Origin of the sequence: Pantoea sp. RSPAM1 (assembly GCF_038816185.1) — a bacterium.
GTDB classification, from domain to species: domain Bacteria; phylum Pseudomonadota; class Gammaproteobacteria; order Enterobacterales; family Enterobacteriaceae; genus Pantoea; species Pantoea ananatis.
The window spans coordinates 4,483,555-4,506,355 of sequence record NZ_CP046137.1; the positions used below are offsets into that span (position 1 = coordinate 4,483,555).

At 52.3% G+C, this 22,801-nt stretch carries 14 protein-coding genes, 6 tRNA genes and 3 rRNA genes; 4 read left to right on the plus strand and 19 right to left on the minus strand.

Annotated elements, in window-relative coordinates:
- Window position 1: 1 nt before the first annotated feature.
- The 6 genes from secE to GKC68_RS21470 all read right to left on the minus strand — a co-directional run bounded on the left by secE (window position 2) and on the right by GKC68_RS21470 (window position 2,422).
- Window positions 2–385: a preprotein translocase subunit SecE gene (gene secE, locus GKC68_RS21445; protein ID WP_014606967.1), complete on the minus strand. Its 384-nt coding sequence runs from the start codon at window positions 383–385 to the stop codon at window positions 2–4.
- A 229-nt stretch (window positions 386–614) separates the two neighbouring features.
- Window positions 615–1,799, minus strand: coding sequence for an elongation factor Tu (gene tuf / locus GKC68_RS21450; RefSeq protein WP_013027471.1), 1,185 nt, complete (start codon window positions 1,797–1,799; stop codon window positions 615–617).
- Window positions 1,800–1,905: 106 nt separating this feature from the next.
- A tRNA-Thr gene (locus GKC68_RS21455) sits at window positions 1,906–1,981 on the minus strand.
- 5 nt (window positions 1,982–1,986) lie between these two features.
- A tRNA-Gly gene (locus tag GKC68_RS21460) sits at window positions 1,987–2,061 on the minus strand.
- Window positions 2,062–2,254: 193 nt separating this feature from the next.
- Window positions 2,255–2,339: transfer RNA gene (locus GKC68_RS21465), tRNA-Tyr, on the minus strand.
- 7 nt (window positions 2,340–2,346) lie between these two features.
- Window positions 2,347–2,422, minus strand: a tRNA-Thr gene (locus tag GKC68_RS21470).
- Between the two features lie 5 nt (window positions 2,423–2,427).
- Here GKC68_RS21470 and GKC68_RS21475 point away from each other — a divergent pair.
- Window positions 2,428–2,811 carry a hypothetical protein gene (locus GKC68_RS21475; RefSeq protein ID WP_342656488.1) on the plus strand — a complete coding sequence of 128 codons (384 nt, stop codon included), beginning with the start codon at window positions 2,428–2,430 and terminating at the stop codon, window positions 2,809–2,811.
- A gap of 759 nt (window positions 2,812–3,570) precedes the next feature.
- Window positions 3,571–4,518 carry a type I pantothenate kinase gene (gene coaA / locus GKC68_RS21480; RefSeq protein WP_013024113.1) on the plus strand — a complete coding sequence of 316 codons (948 nt, stop codon included), beginning with the start codon at window positions 3,571–3,573 and terminating at the stop codon, window positions 4,516–4,518.
- 44 nt (window positions 4,519–4,562) lie between these two features.
- Here coaA and birA read toward each other — a convergent pair whose 3' ends face one another.
- From birA to pepQ, 11 genes are all read right to left on the minus strand, one after another.
- On the minus strand, window positions 4,563–5,522 hold the full coding sequence (gene birA, locus GKC68_RS21485) for a bifunctional biotin--[acetyl-CoA-carboxylase] ligase/biotin operon repressor BirA (RefSeq protein ID WP_015701287.1): 960 nt from the start codon (window positions 5,520–5,522) through the stop codon (window positions 4,563–4,565).
- Window positions 5,519–6,556 carry a UDP-N-acetylmuramate dehydrogenase gene (gene murB, locus GKC68_RS21490; protein WP_342656489.1) on the minus strand — a complete coding sequence of 346 codons (1,038 nt, stop codon included), beginning with the start codon at window positions 6,554–6,556 and terminating at the stop codon, window positions 5,519–5,521. The genes birA and murB overlap by 4 nt, the downstream gene beginning before the upstream one ends.
- Window positions 6,557–6,916: 360 nt before the next feature.
- Window positions 6,917–7,032, minus strand: a 5S ribosomal RNA gene (gene rrf, locus GKC68_RS21495).
- A gap of 224 nt (window positions 7,033–7,256) precedes the next feature.
- Window positions 7,257–10,160: ribosomal RNA gene (locus GKC68_RS21500) — 23S ribosomal RNA — on the minus strand.
- Between the two features lie 207 nt (window positions 10,161–10,367).
- Window positions 10,368–10,443: transfer RNA gene (locus GKC68_RS21505), tRNA-Ala, on the minus strand.
- A gap of 142 nt (window positions 10,444–10,585) precedes the next feature.
- Window positions 10,586–10,662 (minus strand) — tRNA-Ile (locus tag GKC68_RS21510).
- 73 nt (window positions 10,663–10,735) lie between these two features.
- A 16S ribosomal RNA gene (locus GKC68_RS21515) occupies window positions 10,736–12,277 on the minus strand.
- The 16S, 23S and 5S rRNA genes sit together here with 2 tRNA genes alongside, the layout of an rRNA operon.
- Before the next feature lie 407 nt (window positions 12,278–12,684).
- Window positions 12,685–13,221, minus strand: coding sequence for a menaquinone-dependent protoporphyrinogen IX dehydrogenase (hemG, locus tag GKC68_RS21520; RefSeq protein WP_047714901.1), 537 nt, complete (start codon window positions 13,219–13,221; stop codon window positions 12,685–12,687).
- 18 nt (window positions 13,222–13,239) lie between these two features.
- Complete coding sequence (trkH, locus tag GKC68_RS21525; RefSeq protein ID WP_013024109.1) at window positions 13,240–14,691, minus strand: Trk system potassium transporter TrkH; 1,452 nt, start codon at window positions 14,689–14,691, stop codon at window positions 13,240–13,242.
- Between the two features lie 31 nt (window positions 14,692–14,722).
- Window positions 14,723–15,340 (minus strand): IMPACT family protein, encoded by a 618-nt coding sequence (locus tag GKC68_RS21530; RefSeq protein ID WP_028722963.1) that lies wholly within the window; start codon window positions 15,338–15,340, stop codon window positions 14,723–14,725.
- Window positions 15,340–16,671: a Xaa-Pro dipeptidase gene (pepQ, locus tag GKC68_RS21535; RefSeq protein WP_342656490.1), complete on the minus strand. Its 1,332-nt coding sequence runs from the start codon at window positions 16,669–16,671 to the stop codon at window positions 15,340–15,342. Before pepQ ends, GKC68_RS21530 begins: the two co-directional genes overlap by 1 nt.
- Before the next feature lie 185 nt (window positions 16,672–16,856).
- Here pepQ and fadB point away from each other — a divergent pair, with 185 nt between their 5' ends.
- Together fadB and fadA are read left to right on the plus strand one after the other, a co-directional pair.
- A complete protein-coding gene (fadB, locus tag GKC68_RS21540; protein WP_342656491.1) occupies window positions 16,857–19,040 on the plus strand; it encodes a fatty acid oxidation complex subunit alpha FadB in 2,184 nt (727 codons plus the stop codon).
- An 11-nt stretch (window positions 19,041–19,051) separates the two neighbouring features.
- Window positions 19,052–20,215, plus strand: a complete 1,164-nt coding sequence (gene fadA, locus GKC68_RS21545) for an acetyl-CoA C-acyltransferase FadA (RefSeq protein ID WP_342656492.1) — start codon at window positions 19,052–19,054, stop codon at window positions 20,213–20,215.
- Between the two features lie 66 nt (window positions 20,216–20,281).
- Here fadA and fre read toward each other — a convergent pair whose 3' ends face one another.
- Together fre and ubiD are read right to left on the minus strand one after the other, a co-directional pair.
- On the minus strand, window positions 20,282–20,983 hold the full coding sequence (fre, locus tag GKC68_RS21550; RefSeq protein WP_342656493.1) for an NAD(P)H-flavin reductase: 702 nt from the start codon (window positions 20,981–20,983) through the stop codon (window positions 20,282–20,284).
- Window positions 20,984–21,025: 42 nt separating this feature from the next.
- A complete protein-coding gene (gene ubiD / locus GKC68_RS21555) occupies window positions 21,026–22,510 on the minus strand; it encodes a 4-hydroxy-3-polyprenylbenzoate decarboxylase (RefSeq protein ID WP_342656494.1) in 1,485 nt (494 codons plus the stop codon).
- Window positions 22,511–22,801: the final 291 nt, after the last annotated feature.

Consider the following 22,801-nt stretch of genomic DNA (forward strand, 5'->3'; position numbering starts at 1 on the left):
CTCAGAACCTCAGGCCAGTGATAAACGATACCAGACGGACCAGAATACCATCCAGCCCCCACAAAATCAGTGACATCACGGCAGTAACCGCGGCAACGATTAACGTGGTATGCAGTGTTTCCTGGCGGGTTGGCCAGATAACTTTACGCATTTCGGTTCTTGCTTCACGTGCAAAGGCCACGGTTGCTTTGCCTTTTGTCGTCAAAAGCGCAATGCCGCCTGCTGCCGCAATCAGTACAACCACAGCTAACGCGCGTAAAGGCAGCGTCACATCGCGATAGAGGTAGTTACCTACGATCGCCGCAAGCAGTAATAAGACTACCACTACCCACTTCAGCGCTTCGAGGCCGCGCCCGCTCCCTTGAGCTTCGGTATTCGCACTCATAAACCAACCTGCCACAATAATTCAGAAACTATTCTGCCCCGCATTGCGAGGCATCCAAACCGAATGAGCTTTTGGGGCGTAACTCGGTATCCGGCGCCGCATAACAGAGCCTGTCTCAGCAATGATTATGGTTCAAAATCACTGATGAGTCAGGTTCTATGAAACAGCGTACAAAAAGGGCATCAAATGATGCCCTTTCCACGTGCATTGCGTCAAATATTATCGGTAATTAAGCGATAACTTTGGCAACAACACCCGCGCCAACGGTACGGCCACCTTCGCGGATTGCGAAGCGCAGACCTTCGTCCATCGCGATTGGGTGAATCAGGGTAACAACCATTTTGATGTTGTCGCCTGGCATAACCATTTCAACGCCTTCTGGCAGCTCTACTGAACCGGTCACGTCTGTGGTACGGAAGTAGAACTGTGGACGGTAGCCCTTGAAGAACGGAGTATGGCGGCCACCTTCGTCTTTAGACAGAACGTAAACTTCTGACTCGAACTTGGTGTGTGGCTTGATTGAGCCTGGCTTCGCCAGAACCTGACCACGCTGGATGTCTTCACGCTTGATACCGCGCAGCAGAACACCACAGTTTTCGCCTGCCTGACCCTGGTCCAGCAGTTTGCGGAACATTTCAACACCGGTACAGGTTGATTTCGCAGTATCTTTGATACCCACGATTTCAACTTCGTCGCCGACTTTAACGATACCGCGCTCTACACGACCGGTTACAACAGTACCACGGCCAGAGATTGAGAAGACGTCTTCGATTGGCAGCAGGAACGGCATATCGATTGCACGTACTGGATCCGGGATGTAGTTATCCAGGTGACCAGCCAGCTCAACGATCTTCTCTTCCCACTCTGGGTTGCCTTCCAGCGCTTTCAGGGCTGAACCGCGAACGATTGGGGTATCGTCGCCCGGGAAGTCGTACTGTGACAGCAGGTCACGAACTTCCATCTCAACCAGTTCCAGCAGCTCTTCGTCATCAACCATGTCACACTTGTTCAGGAACACGATGATGTAAGGAACGCCTACCTGACGACCCAGCAGGATGTGCTCACGCGTCTGAGGCATTGGGCCGTCAGTCGCAGCAACAACCAGGATCGCGCCGTCCATCTGAGCAGCACCGGTGATCATGTTTTTAACATAGTCGGCGTGGCCTGGGCAGTCTACGTGTGCGTAGTGGCGAGACGGGGTTTCATACTCAACGTGTGCAGTGTTGATGGTGATACCACGTGCTTTTTCTTCAGGGGTGCTGTCGATCTGATCGAACGCACGTGCCTGGCCGCCGTTGGTTTTAGCCAGAACGGTGGTGATCGCTGCAGTCAGGGTGGTTTTACCGTGGTCAACGTGACCGATGGTTCCCACGTTTACGTGCAGTTTGTTACGTTGAAATTGCTCTTTAGCCATCGCTTGTCCCTCTAAGACACGGATATATCAAAGATATCGTCACATTAACCAGGCATTGCCTGACTGCAAGGAGTTACAGAGAAAATCAGGAGGGAGATAAAGGAAGTGGTGCTGATACCCAGAGTCGAACTGGGGACCTCACCCTTACCAAGGGTGCGCTCTACCAACTGAGCCATATCAGCACATCTGGAGCGGGCAGCGGGAATCGAACCCGCATCATCAGCTTGGAAGGCTGAGGTAATAGCCATTATACGATGCCCGCATCCTGGAACTCGGCTACCTGTTCTTTCTGTAGCTTGTGAATAACAGAGGATGTCCTCTGTTATCCTTCGCCCGTCAGCGAAGCTGACTGACTTTGACTGAGCTTACACCCAATCTGAATTCAGGGTGAGAAGAAGCGACTCACCTGCCAGATAAACAGGTTGTTTATCTGTTTTTCAACCCAGGGGTTGAAATGGTGGTGGGAGAAGGATTCGAACCTTCGAAGTCTGTGACGGCAGATTTACAGTCTGCTCCCTTTGGCCGCTCGGGAATCCCACCTACTTGATGGTGCCGGCTACCGGAATCGAACTGGTGACCTACTGATTACAAGTCAGTTGCTCTACCAACTGAGCTAAGCCGGCATCAAGTGACGCGCATTCTAGGAAGGTCGGCAGAAGGATGCAACAAAAAAATCACTGTTTTTGTTCTATCGCTTACTATTTGTGCAAAGCATCGCAATTTACCCCTGATATGCAGAAATAACATCCAATTATTGGTTAAAATTTCTCTTCGCTCTCTTTCCGATAATGTTGCTCACTCCCCTTGTCTCGCCCGCTTTGCTGTCTTCATCCCTCAGGTTTTCTTAGGCCTCTGCCAGAAAAATGCATTAACTGCTCAGTTTTCAATCGCCTCAGCCGTGTTTTTATCGCAACACGGCCCTAACTACAGCCGCAACCTTGGGTGTTATCGCCTTAAAGTTTTAAGCGACACTGCCCGGCATGAAGATAAGTATCAGGCAAAAGGCGGATGAAAACATCACGGCTGACAGACCGCCTGTGGGGCGGTTCGGTGCCTGAAGAGAAAAAGGGCTGATAATTTGCATAAGCGTTCGTATATCGGCTGTGTGACTCACAGACAGCCTGTCATGCTGTCCACCGCATAGCAGGACGGGTAAGCATGAAACTCAGATGCGATAAAGAACGTCGCTGACAGCCTCTATAAGCATGGCTGACGCACTAGCGTCGCTGACAGATAAGCTATGGATGTCCTTAATACAGCAGCACGAGACCGAAGACGTCAGGGCAGGCCGGGTTCACGCAATGAAGAGCAAGCGCTGACAATCTTCATGCTCCAGTACGACATGACGCGCCTGCCTTTCGAACAGCAGGCACGCACACGGTGCTATAGCATCAACTGTGCAACATCAAATGGATATATCCGGGCAAATCTGATGCCATGCACCCTGCCTGAACCATGCGTCACGATAACAGCGGTGCGAAAGCCACAAAGGCCTTTGCAAAAAATTGTCTGATGTATGAAGGGCAATAAAAAGCATAACGATTAAAGATTTCAAGTCTCTGTACCGACGATTTATCAAATCTGCGGAGAGGCTTGCGAAAGCATATCGCCGTTTATTTTTTACTTCTTTTAAAAGCTATACTGGTGATACCCTCCAGCCCATTGTTCTCGTTAATAGCCCTGTGACCGGCAATTCATTTCTCTACACGGCCCGACTCGTCATCGGCGAAAATGTACAGATCGGTTTGAATCTGCAGTCAAATGTATACTTATGGATAAAACGACATCACTTACGACGCCTTATTTACAGTTCACTCGTGAACAGTGGGCGGCATTACGCGACTCGGTTCCAATGACGCTGTCAGAGGATGAGATCGCGCAATTGAAAGGGATCAATGAAGATCTTTCAATTGAGGAAGTGGCAGAAATCTACCTGCCTCTCTCACGTCTGCTTAATTTCTATATAAGTTCGAATGTCCGCCGTCAGGCCGTGCTGGAGCAGTTTCTGGGAACGAACGGGCAAAAAATTCCTTATATCATCAGCATTGCGGGCAGCGTTGCGGTGGGCAAAAGCACCACTGCTCGTGTTTTGCAGGCGCTTCTGAGCCGCTGGCCCGGACACCGTAAAGTTGAGTTAATTACGACAGATGGTTTTCTTCATCCCAACGCCGTGCTGAAAGAGCGCGGCTTAATGAAGAAAAAAGGCTTTCCTCAGTCCTATGATATGCATCGACTGGTGAAATTTGTTTCCGACCTTAAGTCGGGCGCCAGCCAGGTTACCGCTCCCGTCTATTCCCATTTAATTTATGATGTTATTCCGGATGGCGATAAGGTTGTCCAGCAACCTGATATTCTGATTCTGGAAGGCTTAAATGTGCTGCAGAGCGGCATGGATTATCCTCACGATCCACACCATGTTTTTGTTTCCGACTTTGTGGATTTTTCAATCTATGTGGATGCTGAAGAAGATCTTTTGCAGCGCTGGTATGTAAATCGTTTCCTTAAATTTCGCCAGGGCGCTTTTACCGATCCTAACTCTTATTTTCATCACTATGCTCAGTTGCCTGAAGACGAAGCCGTTAATATTGCTGGCTCATTGTGGCGGGAGATTAACTGGTTGAATCTTAAGGAAAATATCCTTCCCACACGTGAAAGAGCCAGCTTAATCATGACGAAAAGCGGTAACCACGCGGTGGAAAAACTGCGTCTCAGAAAATAACAGGTGGCGATAAAGCCTGCCAAAAAGCAGGCTTTATTTTATTTTCAAACCGGTCGAAGAGATATTTCTCCGCCTACCCACGATTGAATTTTTCCGTCTTGTTCCAGCTGCAAACCACCCTGATTATCAATGCCACGAGCAATGCCGTGCACTTCACGTTCACCAATTAGTAATTTAACCGGGCGATTAATGAAGTTGTCTAGTTCGGCCCAGCGCGTCACAAAGGGCGTTAATCCCTCCTGCTCAAATACGGGTAGTGCTTCTCGCAGGCGATTAATCAGTGTTGCTGCCAGTTCATTGCGATTAATCGTCACGCCGGCTTCCTGTAAGTTAATCCAGCCCTGATTAATCTGCGCCGCTTCGGCAGTTCTCATCGCCAGATTAATTCCGGCGCCCATCACGATTTGTGCTGCATCGCCGGTTTTACCGGTTAATTCAACCAGGATCCCCGCTAACTTCCGATCATGAAGATAAATGTCGTTAGGCCATTTTACCCGTACGTCCTGCGCACCTAACGACCGCAGCGTTTCCGCCATAATGATACCAATGACCAGGCTCAGTCCCATTGCCGCTGCCGGGCCCTGCTCCAGGCGCCAGTACATAGACATATAGAGGTTGGCACCAAAGGGTGAAAACCAGTGGCGTCCGCGTCGGCCACGTCCTGCCTGCTGATATTCAGCGAGACAGACAGACCCTGACGGCAGAGAATGCATACGTTCGAGTAAATACTGATTAGTTGAATCAATAACCGGTATTACAGCTATATCAGCCTGAGACAGTTGCCCCAAAATCTCTTGTTCATTCAGTAACTGAAGTGGGGCTGGAAAACTATAGCCTTTACCTGTGACGGTATACACCTCAAGGCCCCAGCTTTTTAGCGTTTGAATATGTTTATTAATCGCCGCACGGCTCATGCCAAGCGTTTCACCGAGTTGCTCACCCGAGTGAAATTCACCATCGGCCAGGATATCGATTAATTTAAGCGGTACGCTATGATCCTTCATGAGATGACCTCTACAGCGTAACATTCACCCTGAGCCTGAATGAAACGAACTTCTGGCTCCAGCCAGACATTAAATTTTTCACCTACCCGGGTACGTACCTTTTTTGCCAGCGCGACAATGTCGTCGGGTGTGGCATTTTCAGCATTGATTAACACTAATGCCTGCTGCTGATGCACTGCCGCACCGCCAATTCGGCTGCCTTTAAGCTGGCATTGATCGATGAGCCAGCCTGCAGCCAGTTTAATATCACCCGTAGGCTGGGGATAATGTGGCATCGCTGGGTACTCATTTAACAGCACAGCCGCCTGCTGGCCGGTTATCACGGGATTTTTAAAAAAACTGCCCACGTTACCGGTTATTTTCGGATCCGGTAATTTACTCTGTCGCATATGACAGACCGCATGAAAAACATCCCAGGCATTTGCCGTGGCAGGGTTTAGCGTTTTTAAATCACCGTAGGTCAGGACAGGCTGCCAGTGTTTTTTCAATGAAAATCCGACAGCGATAATCGTGTAGCCTGACTGATACTGATGTTTGAAAATACTGTCGCGATAACCAAACTGGCAATCGTCACGGCTCAAACGCTGTGTGAGACCGGTATGCAGATTGAGTACATCGACGTATTCACATACATCTTTTAACTCAACGCCATAGGCACCGATATTTTGTATGGGCGCTGATCCTACCATTCCAGGAATGAGTGCCAGATTTTCCAGACCCGAAATCCCTTTTTCCAGGGTAGTTTTTACCAGTTGGTGCCAGTTCTCGCCCGCGCCAACGTGCAGTTTCCAGTGCTCAGTCTCATCAAGGATTTCAACCCCTGCAATGCGGTTGATCACCACCACGCCTGCAAAGTCTTCAAGGAAGAGCACGTTGCTGCCTTCCCCGAGGATCAGAAAAGGTTGCTGGCTACGCTGGCTCATTTGCCAGGCTGAAAGTATGACTTCCGGCGATTCGGCGACAATACGTGTTTTTGCGCTGACATCAAGCCCCAGCGTGTTGTCGGCTTTTAATGAGATATACGAACTGGACATGATACGGCCTTAACGGGTTAATCTGCCGGTAGTTTACCGCATCACAACGGTAATGCGGGGGAATTTGCATGCAATGAAAGGCTTTCAACGATTTTGCGGCCCCTGAAAATCCTGATAGCGACAGTAATAAAGTGATGGGTGGATACCGGAAGGCTGGCGGGTAACGATTTTCACAGCTTTGTTTCAGATGATGCTCAGAATGACTCAGTGCGGGGGATGGTTAAGGCACCAGGAGCGGCGTTGCAGACCCGCGGTTGTATCGGGGTCATGATGAGACGGAATATGACGGGGGGTTATCCGGCAGAACGCAGACGTAAAAAAGCCCTGAACGTCAGTTCAGGGCTTCTTCACTTGTTTGATGCCTGGCAGTTCCCTACTCTCGCATGGGGAGACCCCACACTACCATCGGCGCTACGGCGTTTCACTTCTGAGTTCGGCATGGGGTCAGGTGGGACCACCGCGCTACAGCCGCCAGGCAAATCTTGGTGCACTGTCCTGTGTCTTTTGTGCTGATGCTGTGTTGTCTTCCCTCGCGCCACTCAGTCACATACCCACGTATGCTCCTTCGTAACGCCTCAGTCGACGCCTTGCCTCAGCGCAAAATCCGTCGGACTCACGTCCGCAGGACACCGCTAATTCTTTATCCGGGAAACAATGCTGAAAATTCTCTGTCTCTCAACCAAAACGCCTCTGGCGTTGTAAGGTTAAGCCTCACGGGTCATTAGTACCGGTAAGCTCAACGCATCGCTGCGCTTACACACCCGGCCTATCAACGTCGTCGTCTTCAACGTCCCTTCAGGAGCCTTAAAGGCTCAGGGAGAACTCATCTCGGGGCAAGTTTCGTGCTTAGATGCTTTCAGCACTTATCTTTTCCGCACTTAGCTACCGGGCAGTGCCACTGGCGTGACAACCCGGACACCAGCGGTGCGTTCACTCCGGTCCTCTCGTACTAGGAGCAACCCCCCTCAATTCTCCAGCGCCCACGGCAGATAGGGACCGAACTGTCTCACGACGTTCTAAACCCAGCTCGCGTACCACTTTAAACGGCGAACAGCCGTACCCTTGGGACCTACTTCAGCCCCAGGATGTGATGAGCCGACATCGAGGTGCCAAACACCGCCGTCGATATGAACTCTTGGGCGGTATCAGCCTGTTATCCCCGGAGTACCTTTTATCCGTTGAGCGATGGCCCTTCCATTCAGAACCACCGGATCACTATGACCTGCTTTCGCACCTGCTCGAGCCGTCACTCTCGCAGTCAAGCTGGCTTATGCCATTGCACTAACCTCCTGATGTCCGACCAGGATTAGCCAACCTTCGTGCTCCTCCGTTACGCTTTGGGAGGAGACCGCCCCAGTCAAACTACCCACCAGACACTGTCCGCAGCCCGGATCACGGGCCTACGTTAGAACACCAAACATTAAAGGGTGGTATTTCAAGGTTGGCTCCACGCAGACTGGCGTCCACGCTTCAAAGCCTCCCACCTATCCTACACATCAAGGCTCAGTGTTCAGTGTCAAGCTGTAGTAAAGGTTCACGGGGTCTTTCCGTCTTGCCGCGGGTACACTGCATCTTCACAGCGATTTCAATTTCACTGAGTCTCGGGTGGAGACAGCCTGGCCATCATTACGCCATTCGTGCAGGTCGGAACTTACCCGACAAGGAATTTCGCTACCTTAGGACCGTTATAGTTACGGCCGCCGTTTACCGGGGCTTCGATCAAGAGCTTCTCCTTACGGATAACCCCATCAATTAACCTTCCGGCACCGGGCAGGCGTCACACCGTATACGTCCACTTTCGTGTTTGCACAGTGCTGTGTTTTTAATAAACAGTTGCAGCCAGCTGGTATCTTCGACTGCCTTCAGCTCCACCCGCGAGGGGTTTCACCTACCGACAGCGTGCCTTCTCCCGAAGTTACGGCACCATTTTGCCTAGTTCCTTCACCCGAGTTCTCTCAAGCGCCTGGGTATTCTCTACCTGACCACCTGTGTCGGTTTGGGGTACGATTTTGTGTTACCTGATGCTTAGAGGCTTTTCCTGGAAGCAGGGCATTTATCACTTCAGCACCGTAGTGCCTCGTCGTCACGCCTCAGTGTAAAGTGAACCGGATTTGCCTGGAACACACACCTACACGCTTAAACCGGGACAACCGTCGCCCGGCCGATATAGCCTTCTCCGTCCCCCCTTCGCAGTAACACCAAGTACAGGAATATTAACCTGTTTCCCATCGACTACGCCTTTCGGCCTCGCCTTAGGGGTCGACTCACCCTGCTCCGATTAACGTTGAACAGGAACCCTTGGTCTTCCGGCGACAAGGTTTTTCACCTTGTTTATCGTTACTTATGTCAGCATTCGCACTTCTGATACCTCCAGCAGCCCTCACAGGCCACCTTCGACGGCTTACAGAACGCTCCCCTACCCAACAACACATAGTGTCGCTGCCGCAGCTTCGGTGCATGGTTTAGCCCCGTTACATCTTCCGCGCAGGCCGACTCGACCAGTGAGCTATTACGCTTTCTTTAAATGATGGCTGCTTCTAAGCCAACATCCTGGCTGTCTGGGCCTTCCCACATCGTTTCCCACTTAACCATGACTTTGGGACCTTAGCTGGCGGTCTGGGTTGTTTCCCTCTTCACGACGGACGTTAGCACCCGCCGTGTGTCTCCCGTGATAACATTCTCCGGTATTCGCAGTTTGCATCGGGTTGGTAAGCCGGGATGGCCCCCTAGCCGAAACAGTGCTCTACCCCCGGAGATGAGTTCACGAGGCGCTACCTAAATAGCTTTCGGGGAGAACCAGCTATCTCCCGGTTTGATTGGCCTTTCACCCCCAGCCACAGGTCATCCGCTAATTTTTCAACATTAGTCGGTTCGGTCCTCCAGTTAGTGTTACCCAACCTTCAACCTGCCCATGGCTAGATCACCGGGTTTCGGGTCTATACCCTGCAACTTAACGCCCAGTTAAGACTCGGTTTCCCTGCGGCTCCCCTATACGGTTAACCTTGCTACAGAATATAAGTCGCTGACCCATTATACAAAAGGTACGCAGTCACACCACGAAGGTGCTCCCACTGCTTGTACGTACACGGTTTCAGGTTCTGTTTCACTCCCCTCGCCGGGGTTCTTTTCGCCTTTCCCTCACGGTACTGGTTCACTATCGGTCAGTCAGGAGTATTTAGCCTTGGAGGATGGTCCCCCCATATTCAGACAGGATACCACGTGTCCCGCCTTACTCATCGAACTCACAGCCTGTGCACCTTTGTGTACGGGAGTATCACCCTGTACCCTGCGACTTTCCAGACGCTTCCACTGATGCACAAGCTGATGATGGTTCTGGGCTCCTCCCCGTTCGCTCGCCGCTACTGGGGGAATCTCGGTTGATTTCTTTTCCTCGGGGTACTTAGATGTTTCAGTTCCCCCGGTTCGCCTCATACAGCTATGTATTCACTGCATGATAGTGTGACGAATCACACTGGGTTTCCCCATTCGGGTATCGCCGGTTGTAGCGGTTCATATCACCTTACCGGCGCTTATCGCAGATTAGCACGCCCTTCATCGCCTCTGACTGCCAGGGCATCCACCGTGTACGCTTAGTCGCTTAACCTCACAACCCACAGGCGTTTTACGCCGCGTGTCATGAGCTTTTGAGAGACTCGAACACATTGTCATCATTCTTTATTACGGAAGAGTGCGACCCTGTGTCGTTTCAAATTTTCAGCTTGTTCCGGATTGTTAAAGAGCAGAATACTTCGCAGCACACCGTTGCCGGTACGCTCTGAAGTATTTTCAGAAAAAAATACAGTAGTGAGTATGGTGGAGCTAAGCGGGATCGAACCGCTGACCTCCTGCGTGCAAGGCAGGCGCTCTCCCAGCTGAGCTATAGCCCCATACAGTTACTGCAGAGACCACTACCACCACTCAACCGCGTGCACTTCGTGAGAAATGCACTTCGTGCTCAGGCAAGGCGTGTGTCCGCGAAGCATAGTGAACTATGCGAGCCGGAGACATAACGCAGCATGAGTGCGAAGTTGGTAGGCCTGAGTGGACTTGAACCACCGACCTCACCCTTATCAGGGGTGCGCTCTAACCACCTGAGCTACAAGCCTGTAGAGGTTTTTTCTGCTCGTGACTTTCTATCAGACAATCTGTGTGAGCACTTCGCGGGAAAGTATCTTCAGGTAAGGAGGTGATCCAACCGCAGGTTCCCCTACGGTTACCTTGTTACGACTTCACCCCAGTCATGAATCACAAAGTGGTAAGCGCCCTCCCGAAGGTTAAGCTACCTACTTCTTTTGCAACCCACTCCCATGGTGTGACGGGCGGTGTGTACAAGGCCCGGGAACGTATTCACCGTGGCATTCTGATCCACGATTACTAGCGATTCCGACTTCACGGAGTCGAGTTGCAGACTCCGATCCGGACTACGACGCACTTTATGAGGTCCGCTTGCTCTCGCGAGGTCGCTTCTCTTTGTATGCGCCATTGTAGCACGTGTGTAGCCCTACTCGTAAGGGCCATGATGACTTGACGTCATCCCCACCTTCCTCCGGTTTATCACCGGCAGTCTCCTTTGAGTTCCCGACCGAATCGCTGGCAACAAAGGATAAGGGTTGCGCTCGTTGCGGGACTTAACCCAACATTTCACAACACGAGCTGACGACAGCCATGCAGCACCTGTCTCACGGTTCCCGAAGGCACTAAGGCATCTCTGCCGAATTCCGTGGATGTCAAGAGTAGGTAAGGTTCTTCGCGTTGCATCGAATTAAACCACATGCTCCACCGCTTGTGCGGGCCCCCGTCAATTCATTTGAGTTTTAACCTTGCGGCCGTACTCCCCAGGCGGTCGACTTAACGCGTTAGCTCCGGAAGCCACTCCTCAAGGGAACAACCTCCAAGTCGACATCGTTTACGGCGTGGACTACCAGGGTATCTAATCCTGTTTGCTCCCCACGCTTTCGCACCTGAGCGTCAGTCTTCGTCCAGGGGGCCGCCTTCGCCACCGGTATTCCTCCAGATCTCTACGCATTTCACCGCTACACCTGGAATTCTACCCCCCTCTACGAGACTCAAGCCTGCCAGTTTCAAATGCAGTTCCCAGGTTAAGCCCGGGGATTTCACATCTGACTTAACAGACCGCCTGCGTGCGCTTTACGCCCAGTAATTCCGATTAACGCTTGCACCCTCCGTATTACCGCGGCTGCTGGCACGGAGTTAGCCGGTGCTTCTTCTGCGGGTAACGTCAATCGACAAGGTTATTAACCTTATCGCCTTCCTCCCCGCTGAAAGTACTTTACAACCCGAAGGCCTTCTTCATACACGCGGCATGGCTGCATCAGGCTTGCGCCCATTGTGCAATATTCCCCACTGCTGCCTCCCGTAGGAGTCTGGACCGTGTCTCAGTTCCAGTGTGGCTGGTCATCCTCTCAGACCAGCTAGGGATCGTCGCCTAGGTGGGCCGTTACCCCGCCTACTAGCTAATCCCATCTGGGTTCATCCGATAGTGAGAGGCCCGAAGGTCCCCCTCTTTGGTCTTGCGACGTTATGCGGTATTAGCCACCGTTTCCAGTGGTTATCCCCCTCTATCGGGCAGATCCCCAGACATTACTCACCCGTCCGCCACTCGTCACCCGAGGAGCAAGCTCCTCTGTGCTACCGTCCGACTTGCATGTGTTAGGCCTGCCGCCAGCGTTCAATCTGAGCCATGATCAAACTCTTCAATTTAAAGTTTGATTTGCTGAAACCAGTTCAGCGATGCTCAAGGAAAACGTCGTAATGAATTTATTACGTGTTCACTCTTAAGACTTGATATTTTTTACGTCCGGAGACGCTGATATCAATCCTGCGAGTGCCCACACAGATTGTCTGATAAATTGTTAAAGAGCAGTGCGAACAGCGGGTTAACCGTCTGTCGCGAGGTGGCGTATATTACGCTTTCCTCCTTCAGAGTCAACCTCTTTTTTCAGAAGTTTTTCTCCGGCGGTTCAGTCTCCTGAACCCTCTCAACACCGCATTCCGTAAGCCGTTGTGCCGTGTCGATGGAGGCGCATTATAGGGAGTTCGCGCGGCCTGACAAGGGTTAATTGCAAAAAGATTACTGTTCGTCTCAAATTTCGCCAAATCGCGTTATTTCAGTACGATTTGCCTGGTAACTGTGCAAAATCCCTGGCAAAACGCTGCACATGTTGCCAGTCCGTGTATTCCACTTCTTTAGATGCATCCGTTTCCCCGCCGGTCATCCGCATAATGAATTGAATCATGACCCGGTCAAACCAGCGATAGCGCGGATAATAGAGTGCGCCAGCAAAGACGGCGCAGCAATCAGGCTGCCAGGGCGACTGTGCTAAAAACTTGGCGGTATAAGCATTCGTCTCCGGCGAGCGCTTCTCAGGCTTGCGCGCCGTCAGGTTAACAGAAAAAAAGCCGCTTACGCGCTGCTGCAGTGCAGGCAGGTTGTGCTTAACAAATTCGTTTACGACAGGCTGGAAATGACCATAGCGGATTGAAGCACCAATCAACACCCGATCGTACTGCTGCCAGTCGAGTGTCTTTGCATCCTGGATATTGATGACATCGCAAGATTGCTGGCCCTTAATCTCATCAGCAATAGCCGAGGCTATTTTTTGCGTCTGACCATCGCGGGTGGAAAAGAGAATTAACGCTTTCATTAGGATCATCCTTATTCGTTATTCCCGCCAGAAGGTCGGCGTGAACAACACCAGCAACGTGAAAACCTCAAGGCGACCAAACAGCATAGTAGAAATCAAAATCCACTTAGCTACATCGTTCATTGAGGTGAAGTTATCGGCAACCACGCCCAGGCCCGGGCCAAGATTGTTTAACGTTGCCGCAACCGCAGCAAACGCAGAAAAATCATCAACGCCGGTGGCAATAATCGCCAGCATGCTGATCAGGAACACCAGTGCATAAGCCGAAAAGAATCCCCATACGGCTTCAAGAATGCGTTCTGGCAGCGCACGATTGCCCAGTTTAATGGTGTAAACCGCATTGGGATGGACAAGGCGCTTAAGTTCACGATTACCCTGTTTGCACAGCAGCAGAATACGAATCACTTTTAAACCGCCGCCGGTTGAACCCGCACAGCCGCCAATAAATGCAGAACACAACAGCAGCACCGGAAGAAACAGCGGCCAACGCGCGATACTGTCCGTGGTGAATCCGGCAGTGGTTGCCATAGAGACCACCTGAAAAAAAGCCTGGTTCAGCGTTTGCCAGCCGCTGTCATACACATTGTGGAGCCACAGGACGATGGTGCAAATCAGCACCAGCGTCAGTTGCACCCCGATAAACATCCGGAACTCGGGATCGCGCCAGTAGGCTCGCAGATTGCGGTTACTCAGTAATGAAAAGTGCAGACCGTAGTTACAGCCGGATATCAGCAGGAACACCGCAACGATCGTGTTGATGGTCCCACTCTGGAAATAGCCGATGCTGGCATCATGTGTTGAAAAACCGCCAATAGCGATAGTGGAAAAACTGTGGCCGATTGCGTCAAAGGCTGGCATCCCGGCAAACCACAGGGCCAGCGCGCAGGCAATCGTCAGCAACACATAGATGAGCCAGAGCGTCTTGGCCGTTTCCGCAATGCGCGGGCGCATTTTGTTGTCTTTCAATGGGCCAGGCATTTCAGCACGATACAACTGCATGCCACCTACACCCAGAATCGGCAGGATAGCCACGGCCAGCACAATGATCCCCATACCGCCAAGCCACTGCAGCATCTGGCGATAGAACAAAATGGCCTTGGGCAAGGAGTCCAGCCCCACCAGCGTGGTCGCGCCCGTGGTTGTTAATCCGGAAAAGGATTCAAAAAAGGCATCCGTAACGGACAGGTGCGGCTGTTCGGCAAAGATAAAGGGCATGGCACCGACGCTGCCCAGCACGGTCCAGAACAATACGACTATCAGAAACCCTTCGCGCGGCTTGAGTTCCGTTTTCTTCTTGCGATTTGGCCACCACAGTAATGAACCAATCACCAGGGCCATCATAAACGTCTGGCTGAAGGCACGTCCGGCGCCATCGCGGTAAATCAATGCAACGAGACCAGGTAAAATCATCGTTACCGAGAAGAGGATCACCAACAGACCGACAATGCGGGTAATGGCGCGAAAGTGCATTAAGCCGTTCCTTTAATCAAAGAGAAAAACATCATGGTGTAAGCGGAAGAAGTGTTAACGCACCCCGGCTGAAGTCTGACAGATTTTGCTTGAATCCATCAATTTGTCCATAAGGCAGCGCCAGTGTCAGAAAGATACGATCAAGATATTCACTTTCTGTGATGCTGCCGTCGAAGCGTTGCACCAGACGCTCAATATCACTGAGCTGCGCGTATTCACACTGCAGGGTGAAGTGTTTAACGGGCACCTTCCGCTGACGCGCCAGCTGCTTTAATCCCTGCTGAACACCGCCGCCATAGGCTTTCACCAGACCGCCGGTGCCCAACATGATGCCGCCGTAGTACCGCACGACTACTGCCGTAATCTCTCCGACATCAGCGCCCATTAGCTGCGCGAGCATGGGTTTACCTGCCGTACCGGAAGGCTCACCATCATCGGAAAAGCCCAACTGCTGTGAGTCGTTGGGCGCACCCGCTACCCAGGCCCAGCAATGATGACGGGCAGTGGGATGATCCTGCTTTACCTGCTGGACGAAAGCCCGCGCCGCGTCCACGCCACAGGTGTGAGCCAGCAGCGTAATAAACCGGCTTTTTTTTATCGTCTCCTCGCTGACGCTGAGCGCCTGCGCAGGAATATCAAACGCCTCCATCAGGCAAGATGCAGGTCGCGCGTCATGTTCTCAACGCGGTTAGCATGAATAATCACATTATCTTCAATGCGAATACCGCCATAAGGCTTAAGCGCATCCAGTGCCTGCCAGTTAAAGTGCGCGCTGAATTTGCCTTCTCGCAGCGGGGCCAGCAGTGAATCGATAATATAGAAGCCTGGCTCGATGGTTAACACCATCCCAGGCTGGATAACCCGGGTGCAGCGCAGATAAGGATATTGCTCTGGCGCGGCCAGGTGCGTACCGGTTTCATCCTGCATAAAGCCCGCAACATCGTGGACCTGCAAGCCCAGCGGATGGCCTAAACCGTGTGGCATAAAGGGGCCGATCAAATCCTCGGCTACCAGCGCCTCTTCGCTTATCCCGTGCACCAAATCAAATTTAGTCAGCAATTTTGCAATACGTTGATGCATTTGCAGATGATAATCGGTGTAGCGCACGCCCGCTTTCAGCGTAGCAATCAACGCCAGCTCTTCCGCGTTCATCGCCTCAACCATTTTGGCATACAGCGTGCCGCTTTGTGCGGCATAACTGCGCGTCAGATCGGCGGCATAGCCTTGATATTCCGCTCCGGCATCAATCAAAAAACTGTAACGCTTAGCCGGTGGCTGATGGTCCAGTTTGGTGTAGTGCAACACGGCGGCATGTTCATTCAGGGCGATGATATTGCCATAGGGCACATCGGTATCGCGATGTCCGGTTGCTGTCAGGTAAGCCTGATTAATATCAAATTCACTCAGGCCGGCAGAAAAGGCTTCTTTCGCCGCACGATGCCCGGCCACGGCAATTTTTTGCGCCTGACGCATACAGCTGAGCTCGTAGTCGGTTTTTATGCTGCGATGGTAATGCAGGAAATCGATCACGCCTTTTGGATTAATATTTCCCGCCTTAATCCCTACTTGCGCCGCACGTTCGATCACCGGGCCAATGTAGGCGACGTTTTCACGTTGGGCTGGCAGAAGATCGCCGATGGCATTCGCGTTTGCCAGGCCGATAATCTCAACGTCATCGGTCCAGAAACTGTGCGGAAGTGGTTCAACGTTATGCCAGTAGTCCACCGGAGAGTAAAACCACAATTTCGGTTTGTTCACACCGTCAATCCACAACCAACAGTTTGGCACCTGGGTTACGGGCACCCAGGCCTTAAATTGCGGGTTAACCTTAAACGGATAAGTATGATCATCCAGAAACACGGTGAGTAATTCGCCGGAATGGATCAGCATGGCATCCAGTTTATGACGTGCTAATACCTGCTGAGCACGTTGTTGCAAAGTCGTGATATGCGCGTGATACAAGCTCTTAAGTGAATCCATTGCCGCCTCTCCAGTGTCCGGAAAAGCCGCAGTTTATCACAGCCGAAATACGGATGCCGGGTTCCACGTGGCTGTGATCTTGTTAGCAAATAAACAAAGAGCTGTTTGCAAAAAATTAACATCACTCCCAAACTCACGATCATCTGGTATGACCAGATCACCTTTCGCGGTTTCAGGAGACGTACATGCTCTACCAAGGCGCTAACCTCACTCTTAATCAGTTGGACGACGGCATTGTCGAGCTGGTGTTTGATGCCCCCGGCTCCGTTAACAAGCTGGATACACAAACCGTTGCCAGCCTCGGCGAAGCGATTGCTGTGCTGGAGCAACACGCCAATCTGCGCGGCGTGCTGCTGAGTTCAGCCAAACCCGCCTTTATCGTTGGGGCTGACATCACCGAATTCCTTGCGCTTTTTGACGCGCCAACGGAAAAGCTGAGCCAGTGGCTGACGTTTGCCAACAGCATTTTTAATCGTCTGGAAGATTTACCCGTTCCCACCATCGCCGCGATCGATGGCTACGCGCTGGGCGGTGGTTGTGAATGTGTTCTGGCGACGGACTTACGGGTTGCCACGCCGACCGCTCGCCTGGGCTTACCTGAAACCAAACTGGGCATCATGCCGGGTTTTGGCGGCAGCGTTCGCCTGCCCCGTCTGTTGGGTGCTGACAGCGCGCTGGAAATCATTGCAGCGGGTAAAGATATTGATGGTATGGCCGCGCTCAGGCTTGGCCTGGTCGATGCGGTTGTCAGCCCAGATAAGCTGCGTGATGCCGCATTGACCATGCTGAAAGCAGCCGCCAACGACGGCAGCTGGCAGGCACGTCGTGCGCCTAAATTAGCACCGTTAAAACTCAGCCCTGTTGAAGCCGCAATGAGTTTTACGATCGCTAAAGGCATGGTCATGCAAACGGCCGGAAAACATTATCCTGCGCCGCTCACCGCCGTGAAGACGATCGAGGCCGCAGCCGCATTAGGCCGTGACGATGCGTTAAAACTGGAAACGGCGGCGTTTGTTCCGCTGGCGCAATCGGATGTGGCTCGCGCGCTCGTCGGAATCTTCCTTAACGATCAGTACATTAAAGGTCTGGCAAAAAAACGCAGCAGCGAAAATGGTGCGCCGAAGCAGGCTGCCGTGCTGGGCGCCGGGATTATGGGTGGCGGTATCAGCTATCAGTCGGCGTGGAAAGGTGTGCCGGTCAAGATGAAGGATATTCATCCGCAGGCGCTGGCCCTGGGCATGAACGAAGCCAGTAAGCTTCTGAACAAGCAGCTGGAGCGAGGTAATATAGACGGGAATAAGCTGGCTGCCGTCATTGCCACTATTCAACCCACGCTGGATTATGCTGGATTCGATCAGGCAGATGTTGTGGTCGAAGCGGTAGTCGAAAATCCTCAGATCAAAGCCAGCGTGCTGGCTGAAACAGAAAAACATATGCGCAGTGATGCCATCCTGGCCTCGAATACCTCTACGATCCCCATCAGCCAACTGGCGCAGGCACTGCAGCGTCCCGAAAACTTCTGCGGTATGCACTTCTTTAATCCGGTTCCCCGTATGCCGCTGGTTGAAGTGGTTCGCGGAGAGAAAACCAGTGAAGCGACGTTGGGTAAAGTCGTGGCATGGGCCAGCAAGATGGGCAAAACCCCTGTCGTGGTGAATGACTGCCCAGGCTTCTTCGTAAACCGTGTTCTGTTCCCTTACTTTGCCGCGTTCGGCATGTTGTTGCGCGATGGTGCGGATTTCCGCCAAATCGATAAAGTGATGGAAAAACAGTTTGGCTGGCCGATGGGCCCTTCCTGGCTGCTGGATGTCGTGGGGATTGATACCGCACATCATGCGCAAAGCGTGATGGCGGATGGTTTCCCGCAGCGTATGAAAAAGGACTATCGCGACGCTATTGATATTCTGTTTGAAGCAAAACGCTTTGGTCAGAAAAATGGTAAAGGCTTCTGGCGTTGGGAAGAAGACAAGAAAGGCAAACCTAAAAAAGTCTCTGATCCCGAGGTCGATGCGCTGCTTGAACCTGCCTGCCAGCCTAAACGGATCTTCAGTGATGAAGAAATCCTGAACCGCATGATGCTGCCAATGCTTAATGAAGTTGTCCGCTGTCTGGAAGAGAAGATTATTGCTTCACCTGCCGAGGCAGACATGGCGCTGGTGTACGGCCTGGGATTCCCGCCATTCCGTGGTGGGGCTTTCCGTTATCTCGACACGCTGGGGAACAGTAATGTCGTGGATCAGGCGAAACGCTACACGGCACTGGGCGGCCTGTATGAGCTGCCTGCCCTGCTGTCAGAAAAAGCGCGCCAACATGAAAGCTGGTATCCCGCCGTCAAACCGATTGATGAAGCCGCGTTCAGAAGCGCCTGAGGTGATAAAAAATGGAAAATGTAGTCATTATTGACGCAGTGCGCACGCCAATGGGCCGCTCGAAAGGCGGTGCCTTTCGTCACGTACGTGCTGAAGACCTGTCAGCGCACGTTATGCGTGAACTGCTGAGTCGGCATCCGGCAGTCAATGCTGCCACCCTGGATGACATTGTCTGGGGCTGCGTACAGCAAACGCTGGAGCAAGGCTTTAATATTGCCCGCAACGCCGCGCTGCTGGCCGAAATCCCGCATGTCGTACCCGCCACAACGGTCAACCGTCTGTGTGGATCATCAATGCAGGCCCTACACGATGCCGCACGCGCTATTATGGTGGGAGATGCACATGCCTGTTTGATTGGTGGTGTGGAGCACATGGGACATGTACCCATGAACCATGGCGTAGATTTTCATCCCGGCTTAGGGCGTACCGTTGCGAAAGCGGCAGGGATGATGGGATTGACCGCAGAGATGCTGGCGCGCATGCACCACATCAGCCGCGAGCAGCAGGATGCATTCGCTTTGCGTTCCCATCACCGTGCATGGCAGGCGACACAGCGCGGCGATTTCGCAAATGAAATTGTTGCAATACACGGCCACGACGCCGAAGGCGTGCTGAAACGCTACGACTTTGATGAAGTGATCCGTGAAGATACCAGCCTGGAAGGGCTTGCGGCTCTTCGACCTGCATTTGATCCCGTGACCGGGACGGTCACTGCAGGCACATCCTCGGCCCTGTCAGATGGGGCCGCCGCCATGCTGATTATGAGTGAAAGCCGCGCACGGGAGCTGGGCCTGAAACCCCGCGCCCGTATTAAAAGTATGGCGGTGGTGGGCTGCGATCCCTCAATCATGGGCTACGGTCCGGTGCCCGCCAGCAAGCTGGCGTTGAAACGCGCTGGGCTAAGCGTGAACGACATTGACATCTTCGAGCTCAACGAAGCCTTTGCAGCGCAGGTTCTGCCCTGCATTAAGGACTTGGGACTGTCAGACAAACTGGATGACAAGGTCAACTTAAATGGCGGCGCCATTGCATTGGGTCATCCACTGGGCTGTTCAGGCGCACGCATCATTACGACGTTGCTAAATATTATGGAACGCCGCGATGCGCAGTTTGGCCTGGCGTCAATGTGTATTGGCCTGGGTCAGGGCATCGCAACCGTTATCGAACGCGTTTGATACGTTGGGACGTTATTGTGGGATTTACCCGCCTGTCAGGGGCGGGTTTTTTCTTGCTGCATGAAATCAGATAAAGGCAAAGGCATCGCCATACATTTGTGATTCCACTGCGCCACGCTCAGAACAGAAGCGATCGCGCGCAATTTTTGCCATTTCAAAGCGCCCGGCGATATAAATCTCATGCTCACTCAGCGTAGTAAAGTCCTGCATGACGGCCGTTAATACGGTGCCGGAACGACCCTGCCAGCCTGCTTCAGGCTGTTCTACTACCGGAATTACTTTGAGATTAGGATGCTTAATGGCCAGCGCGTCCAGTTCATCCATATCGTACAGGTGTTTCAGCTCACGACCGCCCCAGTAAATCGCAATATCCCGGTCTGGCTGTTGGGCAAGCGCCGTCAGTAAGATGGAGCGCGCATAGGAAAAGCCCGTGCCGCCCGCAATCAGGATTAACGGTTTGTCACTCTCTTCACGCAACCATGCGTCGCCGTGGGGAATATCAACAACGATATGCCCGTCTTGCTGAATGCGATCCATCACGGCCATCGCATACAGGTTAAGCTCCGACGCGCCGATGTGCAGCTCAATGATTTCGGTTTCCATTGGCGTAGAGGCTACAGAAAACGGACGCTTGTCGCGCTCATCCATCACTACCATAAGATACTGTCCTGCACGAAAGCTAAATTCCGCTTCCGGAATCAGGCGAACGCGATACACCGTGTCGGTAATCGCTTCAACTGAAGTTACTTTACAGCTTAACGTTGTCATGCGTTCCCTCTGTCGGGTCGTCTTTATGGTTATTGCGCGCCATCAACGCTGTGATGGCTGTTTAAAAATACCGAGGTCATCCCAGATAGCGTCGATACGCGCAGTGACTGCCGGATCTTTAACAATCGGCGTGCCCCACTCTCGTTGTGTCTCGCCCGGCCATTTATTTGTCGCATCCAGGCCCATTTTAGAACCCAGTCCTGACACCGGTGACGCAAAATCAAGATAATCGATTGGCGTGTTTTCTACCAATACGGTATCGCGTGCCGGGTCCATACGCGTAGTAATTGCCCAGATGACGTCGTTCCAGTCACGGGCATTAACATCGTCGTCACACACAATAACAAATTTGGTGTACATGAACTGTCTAAGAAACGACCAAACGCCAAACATTACGCGCTTGGCATGACCGGCATACTGTTTTTTAATCGTGACAACCGCCAGCCGGTAGGAGCATCCTTCGGGTGGTAAATAAAAGTCGACGATTTCCGGGAACTGCTTAATCAGAATCGGTACCAGCACTTCATTTAACGCCACGCCAAGGACGGCTGGCTCATCTGGCGGACGTCCGGTGTAGGTCGAGTGATAAACAGGCTGATGCCGCTGAGTAATATGCGTTACGGTAAAAACCGGGAAGCTGTCGACTTCATTATAGTAGCCCGTATGGTCGCCATAGGGACCTTCGGGGGCCATATCGCCGGGTTCAATGTAGCCTTCCAGCACGATTTCCGCGCTGGCAGGCACTTCCAGATCGTTGGAAATACATCTGACCACTTCGGTTTTATTGCCCCGCAGCAGGCCGGCAAAGGCATATTCTGACAGCGTGTCCGGTACCGGGGTCACCGCGCCAAGAATTGTCGCCGGATCGGCACCCAGCGCAACAGATACCGGGAAACGCTCGCCAGGATGGGCTTTCGTCCACTCCAGATAATCAAGTGCCCCGCCGCGATGAGAAAGCCAGCGCATGATAAGACGGTTTTTATCAATCACCTGCTGGCGATAAATGCCCAGGTTTTGTCGCTCTTTATGCGGACCGCGGGTTACCGTGAGTCCCCAGGTAATCAAGGGTGCTGCATCGCCTGGCCAGCATTTCATTACGGGAATCCGCGTCAGATCGACCTCATCGCCGCTGAAGACCTCTTCCTGACAGGGCGCATTACGTAACCTTTTGGTCGGCATATTCAGCACCTGCTTAAACTGCGGCATTTTGCTGAACAGGTCACGGAAGCCTTTTGGCGGCTCGGGTTCTTTGAGAAAGGCCAGCAATTCGCCCACTTCTCGCAGTGCGCTGACCTCTTCCTGCCCCATCCCCATCGCCACGCGCTTTGGCGTGCCAAACAGGTTGCACAGAACGGGCATGTCGTAACCCTTAGGGTTCTCAAACAGTAATGCCGGGCCGCCTGCACGTAAGGTGCGGTCAGCAATTTCCGTCATTTCCAGTTCGGGGTCGATCTCGTGCGATATACGCTTAAGTTCACCACGCTGTTCAAGCAGCGCAATAAAGTCTCTTAAATCCTGATATTTCATGCGGCTTCAACTTTCCGGCCAGAGTGAATGGGCCATTATAGGGCTGATTGTGGGGATGTGTTGAGCTTTATGCGCCCCATCTTATACCTGGCCTGTAACTTACGACAGTCAGGCTGGGTACGGCGATCTTTCTTGTCCCGAGTGTTGCGAATGACTTACGTTTACTCACTTCATGCGGTGGCACTGATCATTCAGAACAATCTTAGTTTATTTTCCAGGCAACGCCGCGTTACAGGCCCCAATGCGCTATAACTCTGGCTGGAGGTTTGCTATTCTTAGCGTCCATTCATT

Bases quoted from the DNA above. Each gene is read 5' to 3' on its own strand.
- secE (WP_014606967.1), bottom strand. From the start codon at position 385: ATGAGTGCGAATACCGAAGCTCAAGGGAGCGGGCGCGGCCTCGAAGCG.
- tuf (WP_013027471.1), bottom strand. From the start codon at position 1,799: ATGGCTAAAGAGCAATTTCAACGTAACAAACTGCACGTAAACGTGGGA.
- coaA (WP_013024113.1), top strand. From the start codon at position 3,571: ATGGATAAAACGACATCACTTACGACGCCTTATTTACAGTTCACTCGT.
- birA (WP_015701287.1), bottom strand. From the start codon at position 5,522: ATGAAGGATCATAGCGTACCGCTTAAATTAATCGATATCCTGGCCGAT.
- murB (WP_342656489.1), bottom strand. From the start codon at position 6,556: ATGTCCAGTTCGTATATCTCATTAAAAGCCGACAACACGCTGGGGCTT.
- hemG (WP_047714901.1), bottom strand. From the start codon at position 13,221: ATGAAAGCGTTAATTCTCTTTTCCACCCGCGATGGTCAGACGCAAAAA.
- trkH (WP_013024109.1), bottom strand. From the start codon at position 14,691: ATGCACTTTCGCGCCATTACCCGCATTGTCGGTCTGTTGGTGATCCTC.
- GKC68_RS21530 (WP_028722963.1), bottom strand. From the start codon at position 15,340: ATGGAGGCGTTTGATATTCCTGCGCAGGCGCTCAGCGTCAGCGAGGAG.
- pepQ (WP_342656490.1), bottom strand. From the start codon at position 16,671: ATGGATTCACTTAAGAGCTTGTATCACGCGCATATCACGACTTTGCAA.
- fadB (WP_342656491.1), top strand. From the start codon at position 16,857: ATGCTCTACCAAGGCGCTAACCTCACTCTTAATCAGTTGGACGACGGC.
- fadA (WP_342656492.1), top strand. From the start codon at position 19,052: ATGGAAAATGTAGTCATTATTGACGCAGTGCGCACGCCAATGGGCCGC.
- fre (WP_342656493.1), bottom strand. From the start codon at position 20,983: ATGACAACGTTAAGCTGTAAAGTAACTTCAGTTGAAGCGATTACCGAC.
- ubiD (WP_342656494.1), bottom strand. From the start codon at position 22,510: ATGAAATATCAGGATTTAAGAGACTTTATTGCGCTGCTTGAACAGCGT.